The sequence below is a fragment of the Amycolatopsis sp. A1MSW2902 genome, assembly GCF_017312175.1.
Lineage (GTDB): Bacteria > Actinomycetota > Actinomycetes > Mycobacteriales > Pseudonocardiaceae > Amycolatopsis > Amycolatopsis nivea.
In genome coordinates this window covers 5,630,060-5,652,557 of sequence record NZ_QJPO01000001.1, presented here as the reverse complement: position 1 = coordinate 5,652,557, position 22,498 = coordinate 5,630,060, and the positions used below count along the sequence as shown (strand labels likewise).

At 69.3% G+C, this 22,498-nt stretch carries 18 protein-coding genes; 6 read left to right on the top strand and 12 right to left on the bottom strand.

The window, feature by feature from the left end; all coding sequences use genetic code 11:
• Window position 1: 1 nt before the first annotated feature.
• The 9 genes from DMP23_RS25915 to DMP23_RS25875 form a co-directional block, all read right to left on the bottom strand.
• Window positions 2-1,714: a sodium/solute symporter gene (locus DMP23_RS25915; protein ID WP_337822783.1), complete on the bottom strand. Its 1,713-nt coding sequence runs from the start codon at window positions 1,712-1,714 to the stop codon at window positions 2-4.
• 125 nt (window positions 1,715-1,839) lie between these two features.
• Window positions 1,840-2,190, bottom strand: coding sequence for a membrane protein (locus DMP23_RS25910; protein WP_043839204.1), 351 nt, complete (start codon window positions 2,188-2,190; stop codon window positions 1,840-1,842).
• 154 nt (window positions 2,191-2,344) lie between these two features.
• Window positions 2,345-3,100 (bottom strand): LytR/AlgR family response regulator transcription factor, encoded by a 756-nt coding sequence (locus DMP23_RS25905; RefSeq protein ID WP_337822782.1) that lies wholly within the window; start codon window positions 3,098-3,100, stop codon window positions 2,345-2,347.
• On the bottom strand, window positions 3,097-4,146 hold the full coding sequence (locus DMP23_RS25900; protein WP_337822781.1) for a sensor histidine kinase: 1,050 nt from the start codon (window positions 4,144-4,146) through the stop codon (window positions 3,097-3,099). The genes DMP23_RS25905 and DMP23_RS25900 overlap by 4 nt, the downstream gene beginning before the upstream one ends.
• 99 nt (window positions 4,147-4,245) lie before the next feature.
• Entirely contained in the window at window positions 4,246-5,247 is a 1,002-nt protein-coding gene (locus tag DMP23_RS25895; protein WP_275293080.1) for an ABC transporter substrate-binding protein, read from the bottom strand.
• Between the two features lie 31 nt (window positions 5,248-5,278).
• A complete protein-coding gene (locus tag DMP23_RS25890) occupies window positions 5,279-6,322 on the bottom strand; it encodes an ABC transporter permease (RefSeq protein ID WP_037811892.1) in 1,044 nt (347 codons plus the stop codon).
• The gene (locus tag DMP23_RS25885; protein WP_275293079.1) at window positions 6,319-7,083 is read right to left on the bottom strand and encodes an ATP-binding cassette domain-containing protein; all 765 of its coding nucleotides are present in this window, start codon (window positions 7,081-7,083) and stop codon (window positions 6,319-6,321) included. The genes DMP23_RS25890 and DMP23_RS25885 overlap by 4 nt, the downstream gene beginning before the upstream one ends.
• 5 nt (window positions 7,084-7,088) lie before the next feature.
• Window positions 7,089-8,126: a class I mannose-6-phosphate isomerase gene (locus DMP23_RS25880; protein WP_337822780.1), complete on the bottom strand. Its 1,038-nt coding sequence runs from the start codon at window positions 8,124-8,126 to the stop codon at window positions 7,089-7,091.
• The gene (locus tag DMP23_RS25875; RefSeq protein WP_337822779.1) at window positions 8,123-9,106 is read right to left on the bottom strand and encodes a LacI family DNA-binding transcriptional regulator; all 984 of its coding nucleotides are present in this window, start codon (window positions 9,104-9,106) and stop codon (window positions 8,123-8,125) included. The genes DMP23_RS25880 and DMP23_RS25875 overlap by 4 nt, the downstream gene beginning before the upstream one ends.
• A gap of 317 nt (window positions 9,107-9,423) precedes the next feature.
• Between DMP23_RS25875 and DMP23_RS25870 the strand changes: the two genes are divergently transcribed.
• From DMP23_RS25870 to DMP23_RS25860, 3 genes are all read left to right on the top strand, one after another.
• Window positions 9,424-12,681, top strand: coding sequence for a GH92 family glycosyl hydrolase (locus DMP23_RS25870; RefSeq protein ID WP_337822778.1), 3,258 nt, complete (start codon window positions 9,424-9,426; stop codon window positions 12,679-12,681).
• A 77-nt stretch (window positions 12,682-12,758) separates the two neighbouring features.
• Complete coding sequence (locus DMP23_RS25865; protein ID WP_337822777.1) at window positions 12,759-15,146, top strand: GH92 family glycosyl hydrolase; 2,388 nt, start codon at window positions 12,759-12,761, stop codon at window positions 15,144-15,146.
• A gap of 314 nt (window positions 15,147-15,460) precedes the next feature.
• A complete protein-coding gene (locus tag DMP23_RS25860) occupies window positions 15,461-15,829 on the top strand; it encodes a DUF3817 domain-containing protein (protein ID WP_037811885.1) in 369 nt (122 codons plus the stop codon).
• Between the two features lie 51 nt (window positions 15,830-15,880).
• Here the strand turns inward: DMP23_RS25860 and DMP23_RS25855 are convergent, their stop codons facing one another.
• Window positions 15,881-16,381: a MarR family winged helix-turn-helix transcriptional regulator gene (locus DMP23_RS25855; RefSeq protein WP_037811883.1), complete on the bottom strand. Its 501-nt coding sequence runs from the start codon at window positions 16,379-16,381 to the stop codon at window positions 15,881-15,883.
• A 71-nt stretch (window positions 16,382-16,452) separates the two neighbouring features.
• On the opposite strand from DMP23_RS25855, the gene DMP23_RS25850 reads away from it, so the two are divergent.
• Window positions 16,453-16,758 (top strand): thiamine-binding protein, encoded by a 306-nt coding sequence (locus DMP23_RS25850; RefSeq protein WP_043839187.1) that lies wholly within the window; start codon window positions 16,453-16,455, stop codon window positions 16,756-16,758.
• 1 nt (window position 16,759) lies between these two features.
• Here the strand turns inward: DMP23_RS25850 and DMP23_RS25845 are convergent, their stop codons facing one another.
• Window positions 16,760-17,221, bottom strand: a complete 462-nt coding sequence (locus tag DMP23_RS25845; RefSeq protein WP_337822776.1) for a hypothetical protein — start codon at window positions 17,219-17,221, stop codon at window positions 16,760-16,762.
• A gap of 102 nt (window positions 17,222-17,323) precedes the next feature.
• On the opposite strand from DMP23_RS25845, the gene DMP23_RS25840 reads away from it, so the two are divergent.
• A complete protein-coding gene (locus DMP23_RS25840) occupies window positions 17,324-18,244 on the top strand; it encodes a tetratricopeptide repeat protein (protein ID WP_199817577.1) in 921 nt (306 codons plus the stop codon).
• A gap of 56 nt (window positions 18,245-18,300) precedes the next feature.
• Here the strand turns inward: DMP23_RS25840 and DMP23_RS25835 are convergent, their stop codons facing one another.
• On the bottom strand, window positions 18,301-19,743 hold the full coding sequence (locus DMP23_RS25835; protein WP_337822775.1) for a neutral zinc metallopeptidase: 1,443 nt from the start codon (window positions 19,741-19,743) through the stop codon (window positions 18,301-18,303).
• A 128-nt stretch (window positions 19,744-19,871) separates the two neighbouring features.
• Here DMP23_RS25835 and glgP point away from each other — a divergent pair, with 128 nt between their 5' ends.
• Complete coding sequence (gene glgP / locus DMP23_RS25830; protein ID WP_337822774.1) at window positions 19,872-22,415, top strand: alpha-glucan family phosphorylase; 2,544 nt, start codon at window positions 19,872-19,874, stop codon at window positions 22,413-22,415.
• Window positions 22,416-22,498: the final 83 nt, after the last annotated feature.

The following is a 22,498-nucleotide window of genomic DNA, read 5'->3' as shown; positions in this document are numbered from 1 at the left end:
GTCAGCGGCTCAAACGCCTCGCCGCACGACGAACGGTTGACGAACGGTCACCGGGCGCGGACGAAGGGCGCTCGTCGAGGTGCAGCCGCAGCACCGCGGCCCCGGCCCAGGACGGTGGGCGCCCGCGCAGTGACACCGCGATCATCACGCCGAACGCGAGCGGTACCGACCAGGGTGCCGGTTGCGAGACCAAGATCGCCACCCAACCTTCCATCGACGGTCCGGCCAGCGCGAACAGGATCGACCCCGACGAGGCCGCCAGACCCGTCAGCACTCCGGCGATCGCGCCCGCCGCGGTGAGCCGCTGCCACCAGATGCCGAGCACGAGCAGCGGGCAAAATGTCGACGCGGCGACGGTGAACCCCCACGTCACCAGCACCCCGGCGTCGAGCCGCGCGGACGGCAGCGCGAGCAGCACCATCGCGATCGCGGCGAACACGACCGTCACGCGAAGACGGCGCAGGCCGCCGGGCATGAGGTCGTAGGCGAGCGCGCCGGACATCACCAGCAGCAATCCCAATGACGTCGCCAGAAACGCCGCGAACGCGCCCGCGGTGAGCAACGCGGTGAACAACTGCCCGGCCCAGCTGTGGTCGACCTGCGACGGAAGCGCGACGACCACCGTGTCGGTGTTGCCGGACAGATACAGCTGCGGCACGAGAATCCGGCCGAGGACGCCGTAGATGCCGGGGAAAAGGTAGAAAACTCCCAGCAGTGCCACGGTAATCGCAGCGGTGCGGCGTGCGGCGCGGCCGTCCGGGCTGGTGTGGAAGCGCATCAGGACGTGGGGGAGACCCATCGTGCCGAGGACGGTCGCGATGAGGACCGCCCAGGTGCCGAGCAGCGGGTAGCCCTTGTCGATTTCCAGCAGCGGACGCTGCCAGTCCGGCCCGCCGAGCGCGACCTCTCCGCTGACGCCGGGGACCTGTGCACCGGCGGCGAAGGTGAGCTGTTCTCCCTTGTGCACCACCAGTTGTCCGGGCGGCAACGTACCGCGGTCCTCGATCGCGGTGGGTTCGCGGAAGGTGAGGGTGACGTCGTGGTCGAACTGCACCGGGGTGGCGTGCGAAAAGCGGGTGAACTCGACCGGCGTGAGGCTCGCGTCGCGGGTTTCGGCGCCGACCTGGAGCACCAGCCACAGCGCGGGAACGAGGAACAGCAGGAGTTTCAGGAAGAACTGGAACGCCTGGACGTACGTCGCCGCGCGCATCCCGCCGAGCGCGAGCGTGACGCTGACCGCGGTGCCCGCGATGACGACGCCGACCCAGTACGGAGTCCCGCCGACCGCCGTGAGCACCAACCCGGCGGTGCGGAATTGCGGGACCACGTAGATGGTTCCGATCACCAGCACGACCACCGCGGCCAACCGGCGCAGCGCCGGAGAGGCGAGGCGCGCTTCGGCGAAGTCGGGGACGGTGAGTGCGCCGGATCTGCGCATCGGCGCGGCGACGAGGACCAGCATCGCCACGTATCCCGCGGTGAAGCCGACCGGGTACCAGAGCGCGCCGACGCCGTCCTTCACCATCAGCCCGGCGACGCCGAGGAATGAGGCCGCGGAGAGGTACTCGCCGGAGACCGCGGCGGAGTTGACGAAGGGCGAGATCCGCCGGGACGCCACCAGGAAGTCGGAGGTGGTGCGCATGGCGGCGACCCCGCGCACGCCGATGAGCAACGTGACGAGGACGACCGGGGCTACCGCGAGCGCGATGTCCATCTATCCGCTCCCGCCCGCCCCGGCTGCGGCCCCAATGTGGCATTGGGTGCATGCGATGCACCGAATGCCACATTGGGTGCGTGAGATGCACCCAATGCCACATTGGGGCGCTGCGGGCAGTCGGCTCACTGATCGTCCTCGATCTTCTCCGCGCGGCGCAGCTGCCACCACGAGAGCCCGGCCAGCACCGGGTACGGCAGGACCGCGATCAGCAGCCAGGACAGCGGAATTCCCCACAACCGCACGCTGTCGAGCGAAGGGGCGAGCGAGAACAGCACCGGCAAACCCAGCACCAGCACGAACATCCCCACCAGCGCGGGGATCCCGCGCCGCCGCTGGATCCGGTAGAGGACGGCCGCGCGTTCCGCTTCCGGCGCGCGCAGACGGGGCATCCGCCACCGGCCGCGTTCGAGCCGCCGCGACCGGGCGAGCCTCGTCTGCGGACTGGTGACGGCGACCCGTTTGGTGCGGCTCACCGGACGGCCCGCGCAATCCTTGTGCGCGGCGTCGCTTGCCGCTCACAAGGCACCGGTTGGCGAGCGGTTGCCGGGTGCAGTCGGGTTGTCGTGCGCGGCGTTGCCGGTTCTAACCGGCCTAGCCGCTCACGAGCCCCCAAGCACCAGCGCCCCCTCACCGGGCACTCCCGAGCTGCCCGCGCTGCGCCGCCTCCAGCAACCGGTCCCGGAGATCCCGCGCATGCCGTCGGCTTACCGGCACATCGCCAGCCTCCGTGTGTGCCAGCAAGCCGCCCGTCGTGTCGCTTCGCAGTTCCAGCACCGCACTCACCGCGAGCAGGAATCCGCGGTGTACCCGGGTAAATCCGGTCCCTTCCCAATATTCTTCGAGCCGCGAGATCGGCATCCGCACCGGATGGACGCCGCTGCGGGTGTGCAGGCGGACGTAGTCGCCGTTGGCTTCGGCGAACAACACATCGTCGCGGCGGACGTACCGGGTGCGGCCGCCGGAATCGACCGGCAGTGCGGCCATCGCATCCGGCGAGGACTGGCGACGGCCGCTCGGCACCAAGCGCGTCACCTTCGCCAGCGCGGCGGAAAGCCGTTCCGTGCGCACCGGTTTCAGCAGATAGTCGACCGCGCCGATGCCGTATGCGGTGACCGCGTGCCCGTCGTGCGCGGTGACGAACACGATCACCGGCGGTTCGGACAGTTTCGCCAGCAGCGACGCGAGCTCCAGCCCGTCCAAGCCGGGCATGGAAATGTCGAGGAAGACCGCGTCGAAATGGTCTGCCTGCAACAGTTTCAGCGCCTTCAACGCATCGCTCGCGCCGACGACCTCGCCGACCTCCGGCGCCTCGCGCAGCATCCGGCACAGTTCGTCCAACGCCGGCGCGAGATCGTCGACCGCCAGCACCCGCAGCCCGCTCACGGCAGCACCCCCGGCTGGAATCGCGGCACGCGCAGCACGACCCGGGTGCCTTCGCCGACCGCCGTTTCCACGGTCAGCCCGTACCAGGCCCCGTACACCGTGCGCAATCTTCTGTCCACATTGGCCAGTCCGAGTCCGGTGCCGTCGCCGCTGCCCGCGAGGATGGCGGCGGCGCGTTCAGGCTCCATGCCGACCCCGTCGTCTTCGACGCTGATCACGCAATCGTTCCCTTCCGCCTGTCCGTGCACCTGGACGAGCCCGGTGCCCGACCGCGGCTCGATGCCGTGCCGGATCGCGTTCTCCACGAGGGGTTCGAGTACCAGGTACGGCACCGCCACCGCAAGCACCTCCGGCGCGACCCGCACCTGCACCTTGAGCCGTTCGCCCAGCACCGCGCGCTGCAGCGCGAGATACGTCTCCACCGCGCGGAACTCCTCGGCGACGACGGTGTACTCGCCGTGCCGCGACAGGCTGTAACGGGTGTAGTCGGCGAAATCGAGCATCAGATCGCGGGCGCGGTCCGGTTCCGATCGGACGAACGAGGCGATCACAGTGAGCGCGTTGTACACGAAATGCGGCGACATCTCCGCGCGCAATGCCCGGAGTTCGGCTTGCGCCGCCTGGTCCGCCGAAGCTTCGAGCCGACCCCGTTCCAAAGACTGCACGACCAAGTCCGTCGCCTGCCGCGTCACCGCGCCGGGCACCTCGCCGACCAGCAGCAACGCGCCCGTCAGTTCGTCGTGGACGTGCAACGGGACCGCCGTGACGCCACGCGAGGTGATCGGCTCTTCCTGGTGCAGCACGTCGTCCAGGATTTGGGACACCGCGTCGTCGGCACCGGGGCGACCGGACCACATCAGGGTGCCGGACAGATCGGAGAGGCCCAGTCCGACGACGTCGAAGAGCCGTCGCAGACCGTGTACGGCGCGCCGGGCGCGGACTCCGGACAGGCCGTCTTTCAGGTCGTCGGCGACCTTCCGCGCCGCGCCGAGCACGCCGACGGCGTCCGGGCGGGAGCGCCACGGCAGCCGGGCACTCTCGGTCATCGACGGCCTCCCCTCGGGTACCTGGGGGAGTAGATACTAGCCCGTAACAAGGCGAAGGGGACTTTCCGTGCGGAAAGTCCCCTTCGGTCGAGCCCGAGGTTAGCAGCTCTGCTTGTAGAAGTACTGCGAATTCGCGTCCAGGTCGTCCTTGGTGATCGAGTGCAGCTGCGCGGTCAGGTCCCGTTCGGTCGGCTTGCCCTCGATCGCGGCCACCGCCTGGTCGACGCCCTTCGTACCGATCTGCGCCGGGTCCTGGGCGATGAGCGCCTGGTACTCGCCCTTCTTCAGACCGTCCACTTCGGACGGGCTGGCGTCGAAGCCGACCAGGTTGACCTTGCCGATCTTGCCCGCGTTGCGCAGGCCGGTCGCCGCGCCCTCGCCGGTGTTGAGGTTGGTGGCGAAGATGCCGACGAGATCCGGCGTCGAGGCCAGCGCCGCGGTCACCTTCGACGCTGCCTGGTCCGGCTCGTTCTGAGTGAACTGGATGCCCACCGACTTGAGGTTCGGGTGGTTCTTCAGCTCGTCCTCGAAGCCCTTCGCCCGGGCGGCGGTGGTGGAGGTGCCCGCGATGGTGTCGAGGACCAGCACCGAACCCGGCTTGTCGCCGACGAGCTTCGCCATGGTCTGCGCGGCGAGCTTGCCGCCCTCGGCGTTGTCCGAGGACACCGACGACACCGCGACGCTCTTGTCCTTGAGCGAGGTGTCGACCTCGACGATCTTCGTGCCGCGGTTTTTCACCTGCTGGATCGGCGCGAGCATCGCCTGGTCGTCGGTCGGCGCGATGAGCAGCGCGGCGGGCGGATTGGAGCCCATCGCGTTGACGATCGACGTCTGCATGGCCGCGTCGAACTTCTGCGGCGCCTGCGTGGTCAGTTCGTAGCCGAGCTTCTTCGCTTCGGCCTGCGCGCCGCACTGCATCGAGATGTAGAACGGTTCCGCCTGTACGCCGGGCACCAGCGCGAGTTTCTTGCTGTTCGCGGAGTTGCCGCCGGGCTTGTCCCCGGACCCGCTCTGCCCCACCTGCCCGGAGCCGCACGCGGCCACCAGCATCGCCGCGGACGCGAGCGTCCCCGCGGCGAGGACGGTTTTGCTGAATTTCATCGTAAGCACCTCTTTGTACTCGGGAACCGATTCAGCGGGAGTTGCGCTTGCGGCGGCGGCGCTGGTCGAACCACACCGCCGCGATCAGGACGGCGCCGACCGCGATCATCTGCCAGAAGTCCTGCACGTGCGTGATGTTGAAGCCCTTCTTCAGCACCGCCGGGATGAACACCCCGATCACCGTGCCGAGCATCGAGCCGACGCCGCCGAAGAGGCTCGTGCCGCCCATCACCGTCGCGGAGATGGCGTTGAGGTTGTCGTTGGTGTGCGCCGAGATCGTGGTCGACGCGTAATAGGCGAGCGACAGGAAACCCGCGATTCCGGCGAGGAAACCGGTGAGCAGGTACACCTTCAGCAGGTGCGCGGTCACACCGATGCCTGAGCGTCGCGCCGCCTCGGCGTTCGAGCCGACCGCGAACGTGTAGCGGCCGAACCGCGTGGTGTGCAGCAGCCACGCACCGATCAGCGTGATCACCACAGCCACCAGCACGAGGTTCGGGACCCCGCCGAACGACGTGCCGTAGCCGAGGGTCTTGTTCAGTTCGGTGGGCACGCTGCGCACGTCCGACCCGCCGTTGAGCAGGTACGACGCACCGAGCGCCGCTCCCATCGTGCCGAGCGTGACGATCAGCGGCGGAATGCCCGCCACCGCGATGAGGAAGCCGTTGATCAGGCCCCAGACCGTGCCCGCGAGCACCGCCGCGACAAGCCCGACGGTGATGACGCCCCAGCCCGCGTGCGAGGCGTCGCCGCCGCTGAGCGCTTCCATGGTCTTGCCCGCGACCATCCCGGCGAAGATCAGCACCGACCCGACGGACAGGTCGATGCCGGAGGTGATGATCACGAACGTCATGCCGACCGAAAGCACCAGCAGCACGGACGTTTCGATCAGCAGCGTCTGGAAGGTGAACAGCGTCGCGAACTCGGCGGGCGCGATGGCGGTGAACACCGCGATCAACGCGATCAGCACCAGCGCGATCCAGAACGTATTGGCCCCGATGAGCCGTTTCCCCAGCGGACGCTTGCCGAACCCGCCGTCCACAGTGGCCTGGATATCCTTCACCGGAGCGCTCATGCCGCCTCCTCCTGAACGAGAGCCCCGGTCATCGCCGCGACCAGGTCCTCGAGCTTCGTGTCCGCACCGGCGAATCGGGCCACCCGCTTGCCCAGCCGCAGCACCTCGATCCGATCCGACACCGAAAGCACCTCAGGCATGTTGTGGCTGATCAGCACGACCGCGATGCCCTTGTCGCGGACCTTCTTGATCACGTCCAGCACGCGTTCGCGCTGCACCACCCCGAGCGCGGCGGTCGGCTCGTCCATGAACACGACCTTCGAAGCCCACACCACCGACCGTGCCACCGCCACGCTTTGCCGCTGCCCGCCGGACAGCGAACCGATCGGCACGTCGGTGCTCTGCAGAGTCACGCCGAGCCGCTCGAACTCGACCACCGCCTGGCGACGCATCTCCGCCTTGTCCAGCATGCCGAGCTTGCCCAGGATGCCCTTGCGCGGGATTTCCCGGCCCAGGAACAGATTCGCCGCCGGGTCCAGCTCCGGCGCGACGGCAAGATCCTGGTACACCGTCTCGATCCCGGCCCGGCGCGCGGCCACCGGCGAGTCGAGATGGACCTCTTTCCCGTCGAGCAAGATCCGGCCCGACGTCGGCTGTTCGGCTCCGGACAGGCACTTCACGAGCGTGGACTTGCCCGCGCCGTTGTCGCCGATCAGTGCGGTCACCTCGCCCGCGCGCGCCTGGAAAGACGCGCCGCGCAAAGCTTCCACCGATCCGTAGTGCTTGGTCAGGTCCACCGCGTCGAGCAGGATCTCGCTCATCGGCGCTAACTCCTTTCCGGGGCGGGCGGACGGCAGCGGATGACAGTGAGCGAGCCGGACAGTTCGGTCTGGCCCGCGGCGAACGGCACCGCGTAGGTGTCGCCCTTGGTCACCGGGAACTCGCCGCCGTGCTCGGTGCGCAGGGTGCCTTCGCCGTCGAGCGCGACGAGCACGCTGAACGACGGGTCGAGCGAGAACGCGTTGCCGGACAACTGAATTCGGTCGGCTCGGAAGAAGTCCGCCGAGCCCGGCGCGAGCAAGTCCACTGTGGTCGCTTCGTCGCCGGAGGTGTGCTTCACGATCGTCTTGAGCCGGTCGTCGTCCCAGCCCGAGGTGTCGAGCGTCTCGATCGCGGTGTCGAAGCCGATCCCGAGGTGGCCCTTTTCCGGCGAGGCAAGGAAATCACGCCATTCCAGGGTCAGCGAGAAGTCCGTCGGCTGCTGCAGTTCGACCACGAAGACGCCTTCGCCGATCGCGTGCGGCAGCCCGGCCGGGATGTAGACCGTGTCGCCTGCTTGCACCGGGATGCTGTTGAGCGCGCCCAGCATGCTCGGCGCGTCCTGTTCGCGGGTCCACTCGGCGACGGTTTCCTTGCTCAGCGTCTCCCGGAAACCCGGGTAGACGCGCGGGTCGTCGCCGTAGGTGCCGACCACGATCCACGCCTCGGTCTTGCCGAAGTGCGAGTCGAAGTGCTTGCGGGCAAAGGAATCCGACGGGTGGAAGTGCACCGGAAGCCGCTGTCCGGCGTCGAGCAGCTTGACCAGCAGGCCGGTCGAGTCGCCGAGCTTGGCTACGTGTGCCGCGCCCAGCCACGCCTCCGGGTCGTTGCCGACCGCGTCGCGCAGCCAGATCCCGCTGGGCAGCTTGGTGAGACCGTTGGTCTCCTGGCCGAACATGGTGGTGACGGAACCGACCCAGTCCTCCGGCCCGAATTTCGAGTCGGTGCCGGTGGCGCCGCGCAGGGCGGCGATGGCGTCGCCGCCCCGGTAGAACTGCGGCGGCTGGTTGGCCGGGAGTGCGACCGGCTCGAGGTGCTGGGTCACAGGGCGGCCTCACCGGAACCGCGGGCGACTAGGTGCACGGGCAGAACTACCTTTCTCGGGGCGGACTGATCGCCCTGGATGCGGGCGAACAGCAGCTCGGCCGCTGCATGCCCGAGGGCGCTGACGTCGTGGGCGATCACGGTGACCGGCGGGTCGAGCAGGTCCGCCAGTTCGAAATCGTCGAAGCTCACCAGCGCGGGCCGGTGCTCGGCGTGCGCGAGCGCGCGCAGCAGGTGCACCGCGACGCGGTTGTTGCCCGCGATCACGGCGGTGGCCGGATTCGGCCCGCTGGCCAGCTTGCGCACCGCGGTGCCGACGGTTTCCGGCGTGGGCGTCTGCATCGCCACGAGGCTCTCGTCGTAGGAGATCCCGTTGCGCACACAGCCTTCCCGGAATCCGCGAAGACGCTCGGCGGCGGTGAAGATGTCCGGGCTGTCGCCGAGGAACGCGATGCGCCGGTGGCCGTGCCGCACGAGATGGCTGACCGCCTCGATGGTGCCGCCGAGGTTGTCCACGAGCACGGTGTCGGCCACGATGTCGCCGGCAGGCCGGTCGAGGAACACCACCGGCGTGCCCGCGCGCATTTCCGGCACGAGATAGCCGTGCTGCAGCCCGGCGGGCACGATCAGCAGCCCGTCCACGCGCCGCGCGCAGAACTCCAGCGACAGCTCTCGCTCGCGGTCGGAGTTCTCGCCGGACGACCCGGTCAGCACGTGTCTGCCGAAGGACGTCGCGATCCGTTCCACCGCGCGGTTCAGCTCGGAATAGAAGGGGTTGCCGACGTCCTCGACGACCAGGCCGATGGTGCCGGTGGTCGAGCCGCGGCGCAGGTTGCGGGCGCCGAGGTTCCGGCGGAACCCCAGCTGTTCGATCGCGGCCACCACGCGTTCGGCGGTGTCCGGATGCACCGCGGGCTCGTCGTTGACGACCCGCGACACCGTTTTGATGCTGACGCCGGCCAGCCGCGCCACATCGCTCATCGTGGCCCGCCTGCTGGCGGGGCGGGGAAGCCCGTCCGCGTCCCGGCCCGAGTGAGACAACGTTGTCATAATGCGGGGGATTGGACACCATCCGGCCGCTTCGTGTCAATGGCCGCCGACCGGCTGTGCCCTGGGCGACGAATCCGCTGGTGCGGATGGTGGACATCGTTGTCTCGAATCGGACAGGCTCTCACCGCGGTCTTGACGATCCGGTGAGCCATTGCCGAAGGTAGCCCGCATCGACGGTGCGCGACAAGGTTGTCATCGATGCCTCGAGGTCGGTGACGGCGGGTTCGCGCCGGACAACTGGAGAGGCGATGGCGATGGCGCGAGCGCGCTGGAGAGCCGGACTGATCTTCCTGACTTCCGCGGTAGTGGCGGCTGGGGCCTCCTTGGTCCCCGCTGCTCCCGCACTGGCCGACACCGGGGCGAACGCCGCGAAGACCGCTGACCTGGCGAAGTGGGTGAACCCGTTCGTCGGCACCCGGCCCGGCGGCGCGGACCACGGGACCGGCGGCGGCGCGGGCAACACCTTCCCCGGCGCGGTCGCGCCGTTCGGCATGGTGCAGTGGAGCCCGGACACGAAGAAATCCCAGCCGGGCGGCTATTTCTACGACGACAACACGATCACCGGCTTCAGCCTCACGCACCTTTCCGGCGCGGGCTGCACCACGTATCAGGACCTGCCGTTCATGCCGTACGTCGGCGAGATCAGCACGTCGCCCGCGACCGACCCGGGCCACTACACCTCGACCTTCGACCACAAGAACGAGCACGCGACCGCCGGCGCGTACGACGTCGCCCTCGACAACGGCGCCAAGGTCGAACTGAGCGCGACCCAGCGCACCGGTTCCGGCCGCTTCACCTACCCGGCGGGCGCGGCGTCGACGTTGCTGGTCAACACTTCCGGCTCGGTCAACGGCACCGACGACGCGTCGATCAGCATCGGCAAGGACACCATCAGCGGCTGGGCGACCAGCGGCCGATTCTGCGGCGCGAAGAACTCGTACCGGGTCTACTTCTCGGCGAAGTTCGACACCCCGTTCGAGTCGGTCGGGACGTGGAAGAACGGCGCGGTGACGCCGGGCAAGACCGCGGAGACCGGCGGCGCCAGGGCGAAGGTCGCCCAGCCCAACGGCATCGGCTCCTCGATGGCGCGCCCGGCGAAGGCCAAGCCTCAGGACACCACGGTCAGCGGACCGGGCAGCGGCGGGTACGTGACGTTCCCGAACCTCAACGGCGCGCAGGTCAACGTCCAGGTCGGACTGTCCTTTGTGTCCGTCGACGGGGCGAAGGCGAACCTGAAGGCGGAGAACAACGGCAAGAAGTCGTTCGACCAGGTGGCCGCGTCCGCGCGGCAGGCGTGGAACGACCAGCTCGGCAAGATCCAGGTCAGCGGCGGCAGCGACGCCGACACCACGACGTTCTACACCTCGCTGTACCACTCGCTGATCCAGCCGAACGTGTTCTCCGATGTGGACGGTCGCTACCCGGGCTTCGACGGCCGGATCCACCAGGCCGACCGCGGCCACGCGATGTACACCAACATCTCCGGCTGGGACATCTACCGCTCCGAAGTCCCGCTGCTGGCCACTATCGCGCCGAAGCAGACCTCGGACCTCGTGCGCTCGATGATGGCCTTCGCCGAACAGGGCGGTTCGTGGGACCGCTGGACGGTGGCGAACGACTACACCGGCGTGATGAACGGGGATCCTTACCACATCATCGTTTCCAGCGCCTACGCGTTCGGCGCGCGTGACTTCGACGCGCAGAAAGCGTTGCTGCTCATGATCAAGGGCGCGACGCAGCCGACGCAGGGCTACACCGAACGGCCGGGTCTGCAGGACTACCAGCGGCTCGGCTACGTGCCCGGCGCGGCGGCGGACACCCTGGAGTACACGAGCGCGGACTTCGCCATCGCCCAGTTCGCGAAGCGGCTCGGCGACAGCGCCACGTACACCACGTTCATGAAGCGGGCGCAGTACTGGCAGAACCTCTACAACCCGGGCAGCGGACACCTGCAGCCGCGCAACGCGGACGGCTCGTTCTCCGGGAACTACGACCCGGCCAGCTCGCAGGGCTGGGTCGAGGGCAACGGCGCGCAGTACGACTGGATGGTCCCGTACGACCTCGCCGGTCTCGTGACCGCGTTCGGCGGCCCTACCGCCACGCAGTCGCGTTTGGACACTTTCTTCACGAAGCTGAACGCCGGAACCCATGAGCCGTACGCGTTCTTGGGCAACGAGCCGAACTCGAACGCGCCGTACGTGTACTCGTTCGCGGGTGCTCCGGCGAAGACGCAGAACATCGTGCGCCGGGCGATGGACGAGCTGTACAACCCGCGTCCGGAAGGCTTGATCGGCAACGACGACCTCGGGCAGATGTCGTCCTGGTACGTCTGGTCCGCGCTCGGCGTCTACCCGGAGATCCCGGGCCGCGCCGAAACCGTGCTGACCACGCCGCGTTTCGCGCACGCCGAGGTGACCACCGGAGCGGGCAAGAAGATCACCGTCAACGCTCCCGGTACCGGCGAGTACACCAGCGGCCTGAAGGTGAACGGCGGCATGGCCACCAAGGCGTGGCTGTCGGAAGGGCTGATCTCGCAGGGCGGCAAGCTGGACTTCACTCGCTCGACGACCGTGACCGCGTGGGGTTCCGCGCCGGCTGACGCGCCGCCGTCGTTCCGCGAACAGGAGAAGCCGAGCCTGTCCTTTGTGGACCCGGCACGCGCGGTGGTGCCCGCTGGCACGACCTCGACCGCTTCGGTGGGCGTGCAGGATCTGTCCGGCACCGCGAGGACCTGGACCTACTCCGCGGGCAGCGCGGACGGCATCACGCTGACGCCCGCGACCGGTTCCGTCCAGGTTCCGGCGGCGGGCAAGGGCCACGCTGACGTGACGGTGAGCGTTCCGGCAGGCACCTCTGACGGTCCGCGCCGGATCCCGGTCACCTTCTCCTCGCCGGGTCTCGCGGACGTCCAGGCGGTGCTGACCGTCCTGGTGGCGAAGCCGAACAGCTGGCTGGCCACGGTGAACAACACCGGTCTGTCGCCGGACTCCAACTCGGCGGCCGGGAACTTCGACGGCGGCGGCTGGAGCTACTCCGCGGACGCACTGGCCAAGGCCGGCGCCAAGCCGGGCAGCACGGTGTCGAGCGACGGGCTGAACTTCACCTGGCCGTCGTTCCCGGTCGGCGACCCGGACAACGTCGTGGCCTCGGGGCAGACGATCAACCTGTCCGGTTCGGGACGGCTCGCGCTGCTCGGCTCCGCCAGCAACGGCAACGCGCAAGGCACGCTCACCGTCACCTACACCGACGGCAGCAAGTCCACTGCCACCATCGGATTCTCCGACTGGACGCTCGGCGGCGGCGGAGCGCAGCCGGCGTTCGGCAACCGGATCGTCCTGTCCACGCCGTACCGCAACTCCGCGGGCGGCGACCCGCAGCAGATCCGCACGATGGTGTTCGCCACCGCGCCGATCACGCTGGACGCGGGCAAAACCGTCGCGAGCGTGACGCTGCCGAGCGGCGTCAGCGGCGGCTCCCTGCACGTGTTCGCCATCGCCGCGGGCTGATCCACTCGTTCCGCAGAAGGGCTCCCGGCGGGAATTCCCGCGGGGAGCCGCTTCTGCGGACTTTTCCAAGGAGTCTCATGAGGAGCAGAGTTGTGGCGGGCGCGACGGCGCTCGCCGTGGTCGCGGCCGCGCTGACGCCGGTCGCGGCACAGGCGCGTCCGGCCGATCCGCTGGACGCGGTGAACACGTTCATCGGCACCCAGGACGAGGGCAACACCTTCCCCGGTGCGTCCGCGCCGTTCGGCATGGTCCAGTCCAGCCCGATCACCACGCACTACGCCGGATACCTCTACACCGACACCGCGATCCGCGGCTTCGGGCACTTCTTCCTGTCCGGCGCGGGCTGCTGGGAACAGGGCGGCCTGGTGTCCATGCTGCCCACCACCGGCGACATCGGCCCGGGCGCGGCGTTCGACACCAGCAAGCCGGCGACCTTCGACCAAGCCAAGTACGCCGCGCCGTACACGCACGAAGGCGAAGTCGGCAAACCCGGCTACTACAAGGTGCATCTCACCGGCTACGGCGGCATCGACGTCGAAACCACCGCCAGTACCCGCAGCGGCGTCGAACGGTATTCCTTCGACAAATCCGGCCCGGCCAACGTTTTCGTGAATGTCGGACAGGCCAACGCGAAGGAACCGGTCAGCGGCAGCAGCGTCCGGATCGTCGACGACCACACCATCGCGGGCACCGTCGAATCGCAAGCTTTCTGCGGCGGCAAGCCCTACACCACTTACTTCACCACGAAATTCGACCAGCCGTTCTCCTCGTACGGCACGTGGTCGCCAGAAGGCGGCACGCCCGGCAGCCGCTCGGCACAAGGCGGCGTGGGCCTGCGCGGTGCGTGGCTGACCTTCCCCAAGGGCGGTCAAGTCACTGCCACCACGTCGATTTCCCAAGTGGACGCTCGCGGCGCGGACACGAACCTCGCCGCCTCGCGCGTCCGTCCGTTCGACGCCGTGAAGAAGGACGTCCAGCGAGACTGGCGACGTGAACTGTCCAGTGTGGACATCACCGGCGGCACCCCGGACGACCGCACGGTCTTCTACACCTCGCTCTACCACGCCTTCCTGCAACCGCTGACCGCGAACGACGCCGACGGCCGGTACTACGGCTTCGACAAGAAGATCCACCGCGCGATCGGCTGGACGTACTACGACTTCTTCTCCCTCTGGGACACCTATCGCTCGCAGAACCAGTTGCTGGCGCTGCTGAAACCGGACCGTGCCCGCGACATCGCGAAGAGCATCCTCGCCATCCACGACCAGGGCGGCTGGCTCCCGCGCTGGGCGTACGCGAGCCAGGAAACGAACACGATGACCGGCGACCCGGTCACGCCGTTCCTGGTCGACCTGTGGCGGTTCGGCGCGCTGAGCGGCGAAGAAATGCACGCCTACCAAGCGCTGCTGCAGAATTCGACCGAGATCCCGCCCGCGTCGTCGCCGTTCCAAGGCCGCTCCGGCAACGCGAGCTACCAGGCCGACGGATTCGTCCAATACGACCCGAATTTCCCGAAAAAGGGCCAGGACACCGATCCGGCACACGGCGCGTCCGCGACGCTGGAATACGCCCTCGCCGACTGCTCCCTCTCGGTGATGGCCTCCGCGCTCGGCCGCAAGCAAGACGCGAAGCAACTCGCCGCCAAGGGCCGGACGTACGCGACGCTGTGGGATCCGTCCGTGACCGACCGCGGCTTCACCGGCTACTTCCGCCCGAAGGTCACCGGCGGCAGCTGGTACACCCCGGCTGACGGCCCGTACAGCCCGCAGGGCCAGGACGGCTTCCACGAGGGCACGGCCTGGCAGTACCAGTGGCTGGTGCAGCAGGACGTGCCCGGACTGGTCGCGAAGATGGGCGGCGCGGCCAACGCGGGCAAGCGGCTCGACGACTTCTTCGCCTACGACGACCTGGTGAAGGACCCGGCGAAGACCGCGCACGAGAAGTGGGTCGTCGGCCCGTACGACTACTACAAGCAGTTCCGCTACAACCCCAACAACGAGCCCGATCTGCACTCGCCGTGGATGTACACGCTCACCGGACAGCCGTGGAAGACCTCCGCGGTGGTGCGGGCCGCGCACACCTTGTTCACGAACGCCCCCAACGGAGTCACCGGCAACGACGACCTCGGCACCATGTCCGCCTGGTACGTCTTCAGCGCGCTTGGCCTCTACCCGGCCGTTCCAGGCACCGGCAACTTCGTGCTGAACGCGCCGCGGTTCGCCAAGTCCGTGGTGCACCTGCCGAACGGCCGCGACTTCACCATCAACGCGCGCGGCGCGAACGGGGCGCAATTGCAGTACGTCTCGGGGCTGCGCGTCAACGGCACGGCGTCGGACAAAACGTTCGTCAGTCTCGAACAACTGCGCCGCGGGTCCACTCTGGACTTCGCGCTGACCGCCGACGCGCCGAAGGCCACGTGGGGAACGTCACCCTCCTCCGCGCCGCCTTCTCCTTGTGCCGGTTAGTGTTCGCACGTGGACGGTAAGTGAAGGCCGCCTCCCGGATCCTGGGATCGGGAGGCGGCCTTTCCCGTTAACCGGGCATTTCCCGCCTGTTTCCGGCTCTCGTCCGGAATTGGTTCGGACCTTTGCCGCGATCGCTCGTGACCAGAGTCACGGGCCCCGGTGTTCCGGTGAGGCCGGTCACGCCTCACACTGGTCTCATACCCGTTCGACAGTGCTGTTGACGCCAGGCGGTTTCCGTCCGCCTTGGACAGTCCGTCGGACGTGTTTTTTGTGTGTGCAGTCAGCACGCACCGGGTGACGCACAGGAGGATGTCGTGTCCAGCAAGGCCGCTCTCGTGTTCCGCGTGGCCGCAGTCGCCGAGGCTCTGTCCTGGCTCGGCTTGCTGATCGGGATGTTTCTCAAGTACGTCGTCGACGCGTCTAACGAGGGCGGCGTGCCCGTCCTCGGCATGGTGCACGGCGTCGTCTTCGCCCTGTACGTGATCGTCTCCCTGTCCGTGGCCAAGCCGCTGGGCTGGCGCGGCAAGACCCTGGTGCTGGCGCTGCTCGCGAGCATTCCGCCGCTGTTCACCTGGCTGTTCGAGAAGTGGGCCCTGCGCAACGGCAAGCTGGACGGCCCACAGCGGCTGACCCACGGCGGCGTCGGCCTCTTCGTCCGCGCGCAGGAGCCGGTCGGCGTCTGATCTTCCGCTTTTGCCGAAGGGCCCGTGCGAACCGCGCGGGCCCTTCGTGCGTTACGAGGTGAAGTCGCCCGCGGACTTGCGGACCTTGGTGAGCAGGTCGGTCAGCTGCTCCACCTGCCGCTCGGTGAGCCCGGTGAGCCCGAAGTCGATGCCGGTGACCGCGGCGGTGGCGGTTTCCCGCAGCGCGCGCCCCTCGTCGGTGATCTCGACGAGCGTGGTGCGCCGGTCGGTGGGATGCGGCACGCGCTTCACGAGCCCGTCGCGCTCGAGCCGGTCTACTATGTTGGTGACGCTGGTGGGATGCAGCTGGAGCCGTTCGCCCATCACCCGCATCGGCAGCCGCGCGTTGCGGGAGAAGGTGAGCAGCACCAGCGCCTCGTAGCGGGCGAAGGTGAGGCCGTGCGGCTTGAGAGCGCCGTCGACCGCCGACTGGATGATCTGCTGCACCCGCATCACACCGGTGACCGCGGCCATGGTTCCGGCCGGGCCGATCCGGTCTTCCCACAGCTGCGCGGCACGGGCGATCGGATCGAACGGCAGCGGACGGTTCATGGCAACCGAAGCTACCAGCGGGTACCCCGGTCGTGGGGGTCGCCCTGCGAGAACAGCGAAAGGAATCCGGCATGATCGTCGCGTTCAGCGTGAGCCCCTCGGCGGGGGAACCGGACGGCGGAGTGAGCGAGGCCGTCTCGCGCGCGGTGAAGGTGGTGCGCGAATCGGGCCTGCCGAACTCGACCAGCTCGATGTTCACGGAGATCGAAGGCGACTGGGACTCCGTGATGGCGGTGGTGAAGAAGGCGGTGGAAGCCGCGGGGGAGGGCTCGGCGCGCGTCGGGCTGGTGCTGAAGGCCGACATCCGCCCCGGTTACGACTCCGGCCAGCTCACCGCGAAGGTCGAGCGCGTGGAAGCGCACCTGCGCGAGGACTGAGCTACGGAATCGGCGGCGTGAACGCGACGGTCCAGCGTCCCTTGGCGCTGGTCACCGCGAGCCGGTAGCTGAACTGCTCGCCCGCCCCGGTCTTCCCCTGCACGACGGCCGCGGTCGGCGAGCGCTCGTCCGGCGCGAGCCGCACGGAGATGTCGTGCGCGTTGCCGTCCTTGAGGACGCTGACGTAGTCCTTGGCGAGGTCGTCGCCGCCGGAGCCGGGGACGTCGAAGAGCCCGGCGAGCGCGTCTGCGTCCCGCCCGCTCAGCGCCGCGGTCAGCTCCGTGCGCAGTTCCGGCGGGGACGCCGCGCCGGGCGGGTCCTGGTGCGCGACGGGTCGCCGTGATGCTGGCGATCCACGCCACCGCGACCACGACGGCCGCGGCCACCGTGACGTTGCGCCGGCTGAGCATCCTGCGGCCTCCTCGTTGTCCTCGCGCAGAGCATGCCTCAGCGGAGTGCGCATGCCAAAAGCGAACCTCGGGGCTGCTGCTGAACTCTCGCGGCGAGGCGTGCCAGGATGGAGGGCGTGACACACCCACGCGGATCTGCAGCGAACTCAGCGGCCATGTCCGCCGCGTTGTCCGGCGCGGTCGACCTGTCCGCGCTCAAAGCCAGGGCGGAGGCGTCCCGGAACCAGCCGCCTTCGGGGGCGGGACAGCCGGGCGGCACGTCCGCGCCTCCGTCGGACACGGTGCTCGAGGTCACCGAGGCGACCTTCCAGTCCGTCGTCGAACTCTCCCTCAACCAGCTCGTGGTCGTCGACCTGTGGGCCGGGTTCTCCGAACAGTGCCAGCAGCTGACCGCGGTGCTGGAGCGGCTGGCCGGCGAGAGCGGCGGCGCCTGGGTGCTCGCGAAGGTCGACGTCGAGGCGAACCCGCGCATCGCGCAGGCGTTCGGCGCGCAGTCGGTCCCGACCGTGGTCGCGATCGCGGGCGGCCAGCCGGTGGACGCCTTCTCCGGCGCGCTGCCGGAGCCGGAGATCCGCAAGTGGCTGAACTCCCTGCTCGACGCCCTGCGCGACCGCCTGCCCGGCATCCGCGCCGCCGAAGAGGCCCGCGGCCCGGTCGAGGAGCCGGAAGACCCGCGCTTCACCGAGGCCGAGGAAGCCTTCGAGCAGGGCGACTACGCCGCCGCGCAGGCCGCGTACGAGCGCATCCTGGACGCCGAACCGGCCAACGAGCTGGCGAAGAACGCGCTGGCCCAGGTCAAGTTCACCGCCCGCGCCGAAGCCGCCGACCCGAGCGCCCGCGAGAAGGCCGAAGCCGACCCGAAGGACATCGACGCCCAGCTCGCGGCCGCCGACCTGGACATCGCGGAACAGGACGTGGAAGGCGCGTTCCGCCGCCTCGTCGACGTCGTCCGCCGCACCGCCGGGGACGACCGCAACCGCGTCCGCGAACACCTGGTCGCCCTGTTCGAACTCTTCGACCCGGCCGACGAGCGCGTCGCGAAGGCCCGCCGCGACCTGGCGAGCGCCCTGTTCTGAGCTGACGAAAAGGGCCGCACCGGAGCGTTCCGGTGCGGCCCTTTTTCATTACTGGCTCAGGGGTACTGCTTCGAGCAGGAAGACGACCCCTCGAGATAGCCCCGCCGCAGCGCCTCGACCCGGTCGAACCCGCTGTCCGGCCGCTCCCCGTTCACGTTCGCCGACACCAGCCCGTCCGGCCGGAGCAGGTCTGCGATCGCCTCGTCCAGGTCGCCGGACGACAGCTTCAGCCGCACTTCGCCGGTCGGGTGGTTCGAGAACGCCGCCCAAGCCCCCACGAGGCAAGCCGTGCGCAATCCGGCATTGGGTGTGTCGATCGACGCTCCCACGCCCTTCTGGACCCCGATCGCGTACCGCGACGCCAGTTCGGCGAAGGCGGCGAAGTCGCCCAACCCGCCCCCGGGCCGGCCGGCCATCTCGGCTTCCTGGTCCACCGGCTCGGCCAGCTTCTCCAGCGCCCGCTGGTCGAAAACCACCGTGTTGTCGTTGGGGCAATAAGACGCGGGCGGGGTGCTCGGCCCGCCGGGACAGCTGCCCGACCCGGCCCGGAACTGCGGCCCCTGCACGCCCGCTTCCCGGAACGCCTCGTCGAGGCTGCCCTTCAGCTTCGCCACCCGCTGCTCGTCGAACGGGGCGTCGCCCTTGCCCTTGTCGCCCGAGTCGAACGGCCGCTCGGTCAACCGCTTCTGCACGTTCTGCGCGTTCATCGCCGCGCATTCCTTCGGCCCCTTCTCGAACCCGGCCTGGAACGCGTACGTCCGGTCGAAGGCCGTGCCGTGCGCCTGCCGGTCCGTCGCGCTGGTCCCGGCCTGGTCGCGGATGAAGAACATCGCCGCCATGATCTGGTCGAGCCCCTCGGCGGTCGACACCCGGTAGAACTTGCTCTTGTCCTCGGCGACCCACCGGAAGTACCCGCCGGCGAAGCAGTCCGCCTGCTGTTCCTTCACCACCGTCGGCGTCGACTTCGAAATCCCCGCGGTCGCCCCGAGCCGGTACTGGATCGCGTGGCCGAACTCGTGCGCCAGCACGGTCACCACCGACATCGGCCCGAACCGCTTGCGCAGCATCGGCAGCAGCACGCCGCGGTCCCAGGCCACCGAATCGTCGCCCGCGCAGTAGAACGCGTTCACCAGCTGCTTGACGCTGCCGCACGCGGTGTCCTCGGTGTCGCGTTTCGAGTCGTACGACAGCAGCGACTTGACCGGCTCGAACCGCTTGCCGCCGAACTCGGCGGGCAGCGCCTCGGTCCAGTACGCCTGCACGTCCGCGATCGCGGCGGTGGCGAGCTGGTCGTCCTCGCTGCCGCTGGCGTTGCGCACCCGCAGGTCCGGCTTCGGCGCGTCGGTCCGCAGCCCGCTCTCGAAGTGCGTGACCGGCAGCCCGGCGACGTTCCCGGCTCCCGGCGTCGCCGGGGGAGTCTTGTCCCCGCACGCGGCTGTCCCCAGCACGGTCGCCGCGACCAGCGCGACCAGCGCGTACCGGCGTCCCCCTCGGCTCATGTTCCCTCGTTCCCCATCCGCGTCCGACAACGAACCGGGACATTACTGACCCGGATGGCGCACTGCGCGGACAATCCCCGAAGTGGGGTGCGAGCGCTCGCGCGGCGGGCCGGATATCGTCGCTGACCATGCGTGCAGTCCGCCGGTTCACCGTCCGTGCCAGCCTGCCCGAGCCGCTCGCCGGGCTCGGGGCACTCGCGACCAACCTTCGCTGGACCTGGCATCCGCCGACGCGCGACCTGTTCGCCTCGATGGACGCCGAACTGTTCAACAAGATCCGCGACCCGCTGCGCATGCTCACCGCGCTGCCGCCGGAGCGGCTCGAGGAACTGGCCAAGGACGAGGACTTCCTGAACCGCACCCGCGAGGCCGCGGCCGGGCTGGAGCGCTACCTCACCGAACCGCGCTGGTACCAGCGGCGCACCGACGACGGCCTGCCCCAGGCGGTCGCGTACTTCTCGATGGAATTCGGGGTCACCGAGGCGCTGCCGAACTACTCCGGCGGCCTCGGCGTGCTCGCCGGCGACCACCTCAAGGCGGCCTCGGACCTCGGTGTCCCGATGGTCGGCGTCGGCCTGCTGTACCGGTCCGGCTACTTCCGCCAGGGCCTGTCGCTGGACGGCTGGCAGGTCGAGCACTACCCGGTGATCGACCCGAACGCCTTCCCGCTGGAGCTGGTCACCGAGGACGGCCGCCCGGTGCTGGTCGAGGTCGCCATGCCCGGCGGACGCGACCTGCGCGCGCAGATGTGGCGGGCGCGCGTCGGCCGGATCCCGCTGCTGCTGCTCGACACCGACATCGAGGCCAACGACGAGGACCTCCGCTCGGTCACCGACCGGCTGTACGGCGGCGACGCCGACCACCGGATCCGGCAGGAGATCCTGGCCGGCATCGGCGGGTTCCGCGCGGTGCGGAAGTTCTGCGAGCTGACCGGGCATCCGCAGCCGAAGGTGTTCCACACCAACGAGGGCCACGCCGGATTCCTCGGGCTGGAGCGCGCCCGCGAGATCATCCAGTCCGACGGTCTCGCCTTCGACGAGGCGCTGCCCGCGGTCCGCGCCGGCACCGTGTTCACCACGCACACGCCGGTCAGCGCGGGCATCGACCGCTTCCCGGTCGACCTCGTGCAGCGGTATTTCTCCGACGGCAGGCTCGTCCCGGACGTCGACGTCCGCCGCGTGCTGCAACTCGGCGCGGAGGACAACCCCGGCCTGTTCAACATGGCGCACATGGGACTGCGGCTGGCGCAACGGGCGAACGGCGTCTCCAAGCTGCACGGCCGTGTCACGCGCCGGATGTTTTCCCGCCTGTGGCCCGGTTTCGACGACGCCGAGGTGCCGATCGCGTCCATCACCAACGGCGTGCACGGGCCGACCTGGGTGGCGCGTGAGCTGAGCGCGCTGCTCGGCGGCAACCACGAGGAGTTCGGCCACGAGGGCCGCACGCCGGACAGTTCGCTGCGCGACGGCGTCAGCGACCAGCAGCTGTGGGAACTGCGCCGGGAACTGCGGGGGAAGCTGGTCGGCGAGGTCCGGCGGCGGGTGCGGGCGGCGTGGATGCAGCGCGGCGCGTCAGCGCTGGAACTGGGCTGGACCGACCGCGTTTTCGACCCGGACGTGCTGACCGTCGGCTTCGCCCGCCGCGTGCCGACGTACAAACGGCTCACGCTGATGCTGCGCGACCCGGACCGGCTGCGCGCGCTGCTGCTGGACGAGAAGCGCCCGATCCAGATCGTGATCGGCGGCAAATCGCATCCCGCCGACGAGAACGGCAAACAGCTGATCCAGCAGATCGTGCGGTTCGTCGACGATCCCGCGGTGCGCCACCGCATCGTCTTCCTGCCGGACTACGACATGTCGATGGCCCGCTACCTTTACCGCGGCTGCGACGTGTGGCTGAACAACCCGGTGCGGACGTTGGAGGCGTGCGGCACGTCGGGGATGAAGTCGGCGCTCAACGGCGGCCTGAACCTGTCCATCAAGGACGGTTGGTGGGACGAGTGCTACGACGGCTCCAACGGCTGGGCCATCCCCACCGCGGACGGCGTCACCGACCCGCTCCGCCGCGACGACCTCGAAGCCGCGGCACTGTACGACCTGCTCGGCCAGCAGATCGCGCCGCTCTACTACGACACCGGCGAGGACGGCGTGCCGACCGGCTGGCTCGCGATGGTCTGGCACACGCTCGAAACGCTGGGCCCGCGCGTGCAGGCGTCGCGAATGGTGCGCGAGTACGTGGATTCCGGTTATCTGCCCGCATCGAGGATGGTTGCCGCCGCCACCGACAACGGCCACCAGGGCGCGCTTTCGCTGGCGGACTACCGGACCAAACTGGAAGTCGCGTGGCCGCGCGTGCGGATCTTCGACGCTGAACTCCAGTACGACCACACCGAACGCCTCGTCGTGGGCACCGAGGTCACCATCCGCGCCCGGATCGACCTGGCCGGCCTCGAACCGTCCGAAGTGGACATCCAAGCCGTGGTGGGCCAGGTCGGCGACGGGGACGAACTCGCGGACGCCGTGCAGGTCCCGATGACACCGGACGGAATCGGCGCGTTCGCCGCGACCCTGCGCCTGCCCCGAGCGGGCTCGGTCGGCTACACGGTGCGGGTGCTGCCGAAACACCCGCTGCTGGCTAGTCCGGCGGAGCTGGCGCGCGTCGTGCTCGCCTGAGCCCGCTCGCGCCCCAATGCCACATTGGGTGCATCTGACGCACCCAATGTGGCGTTCGGTGCGTGGGACGCACCCAATGCCAC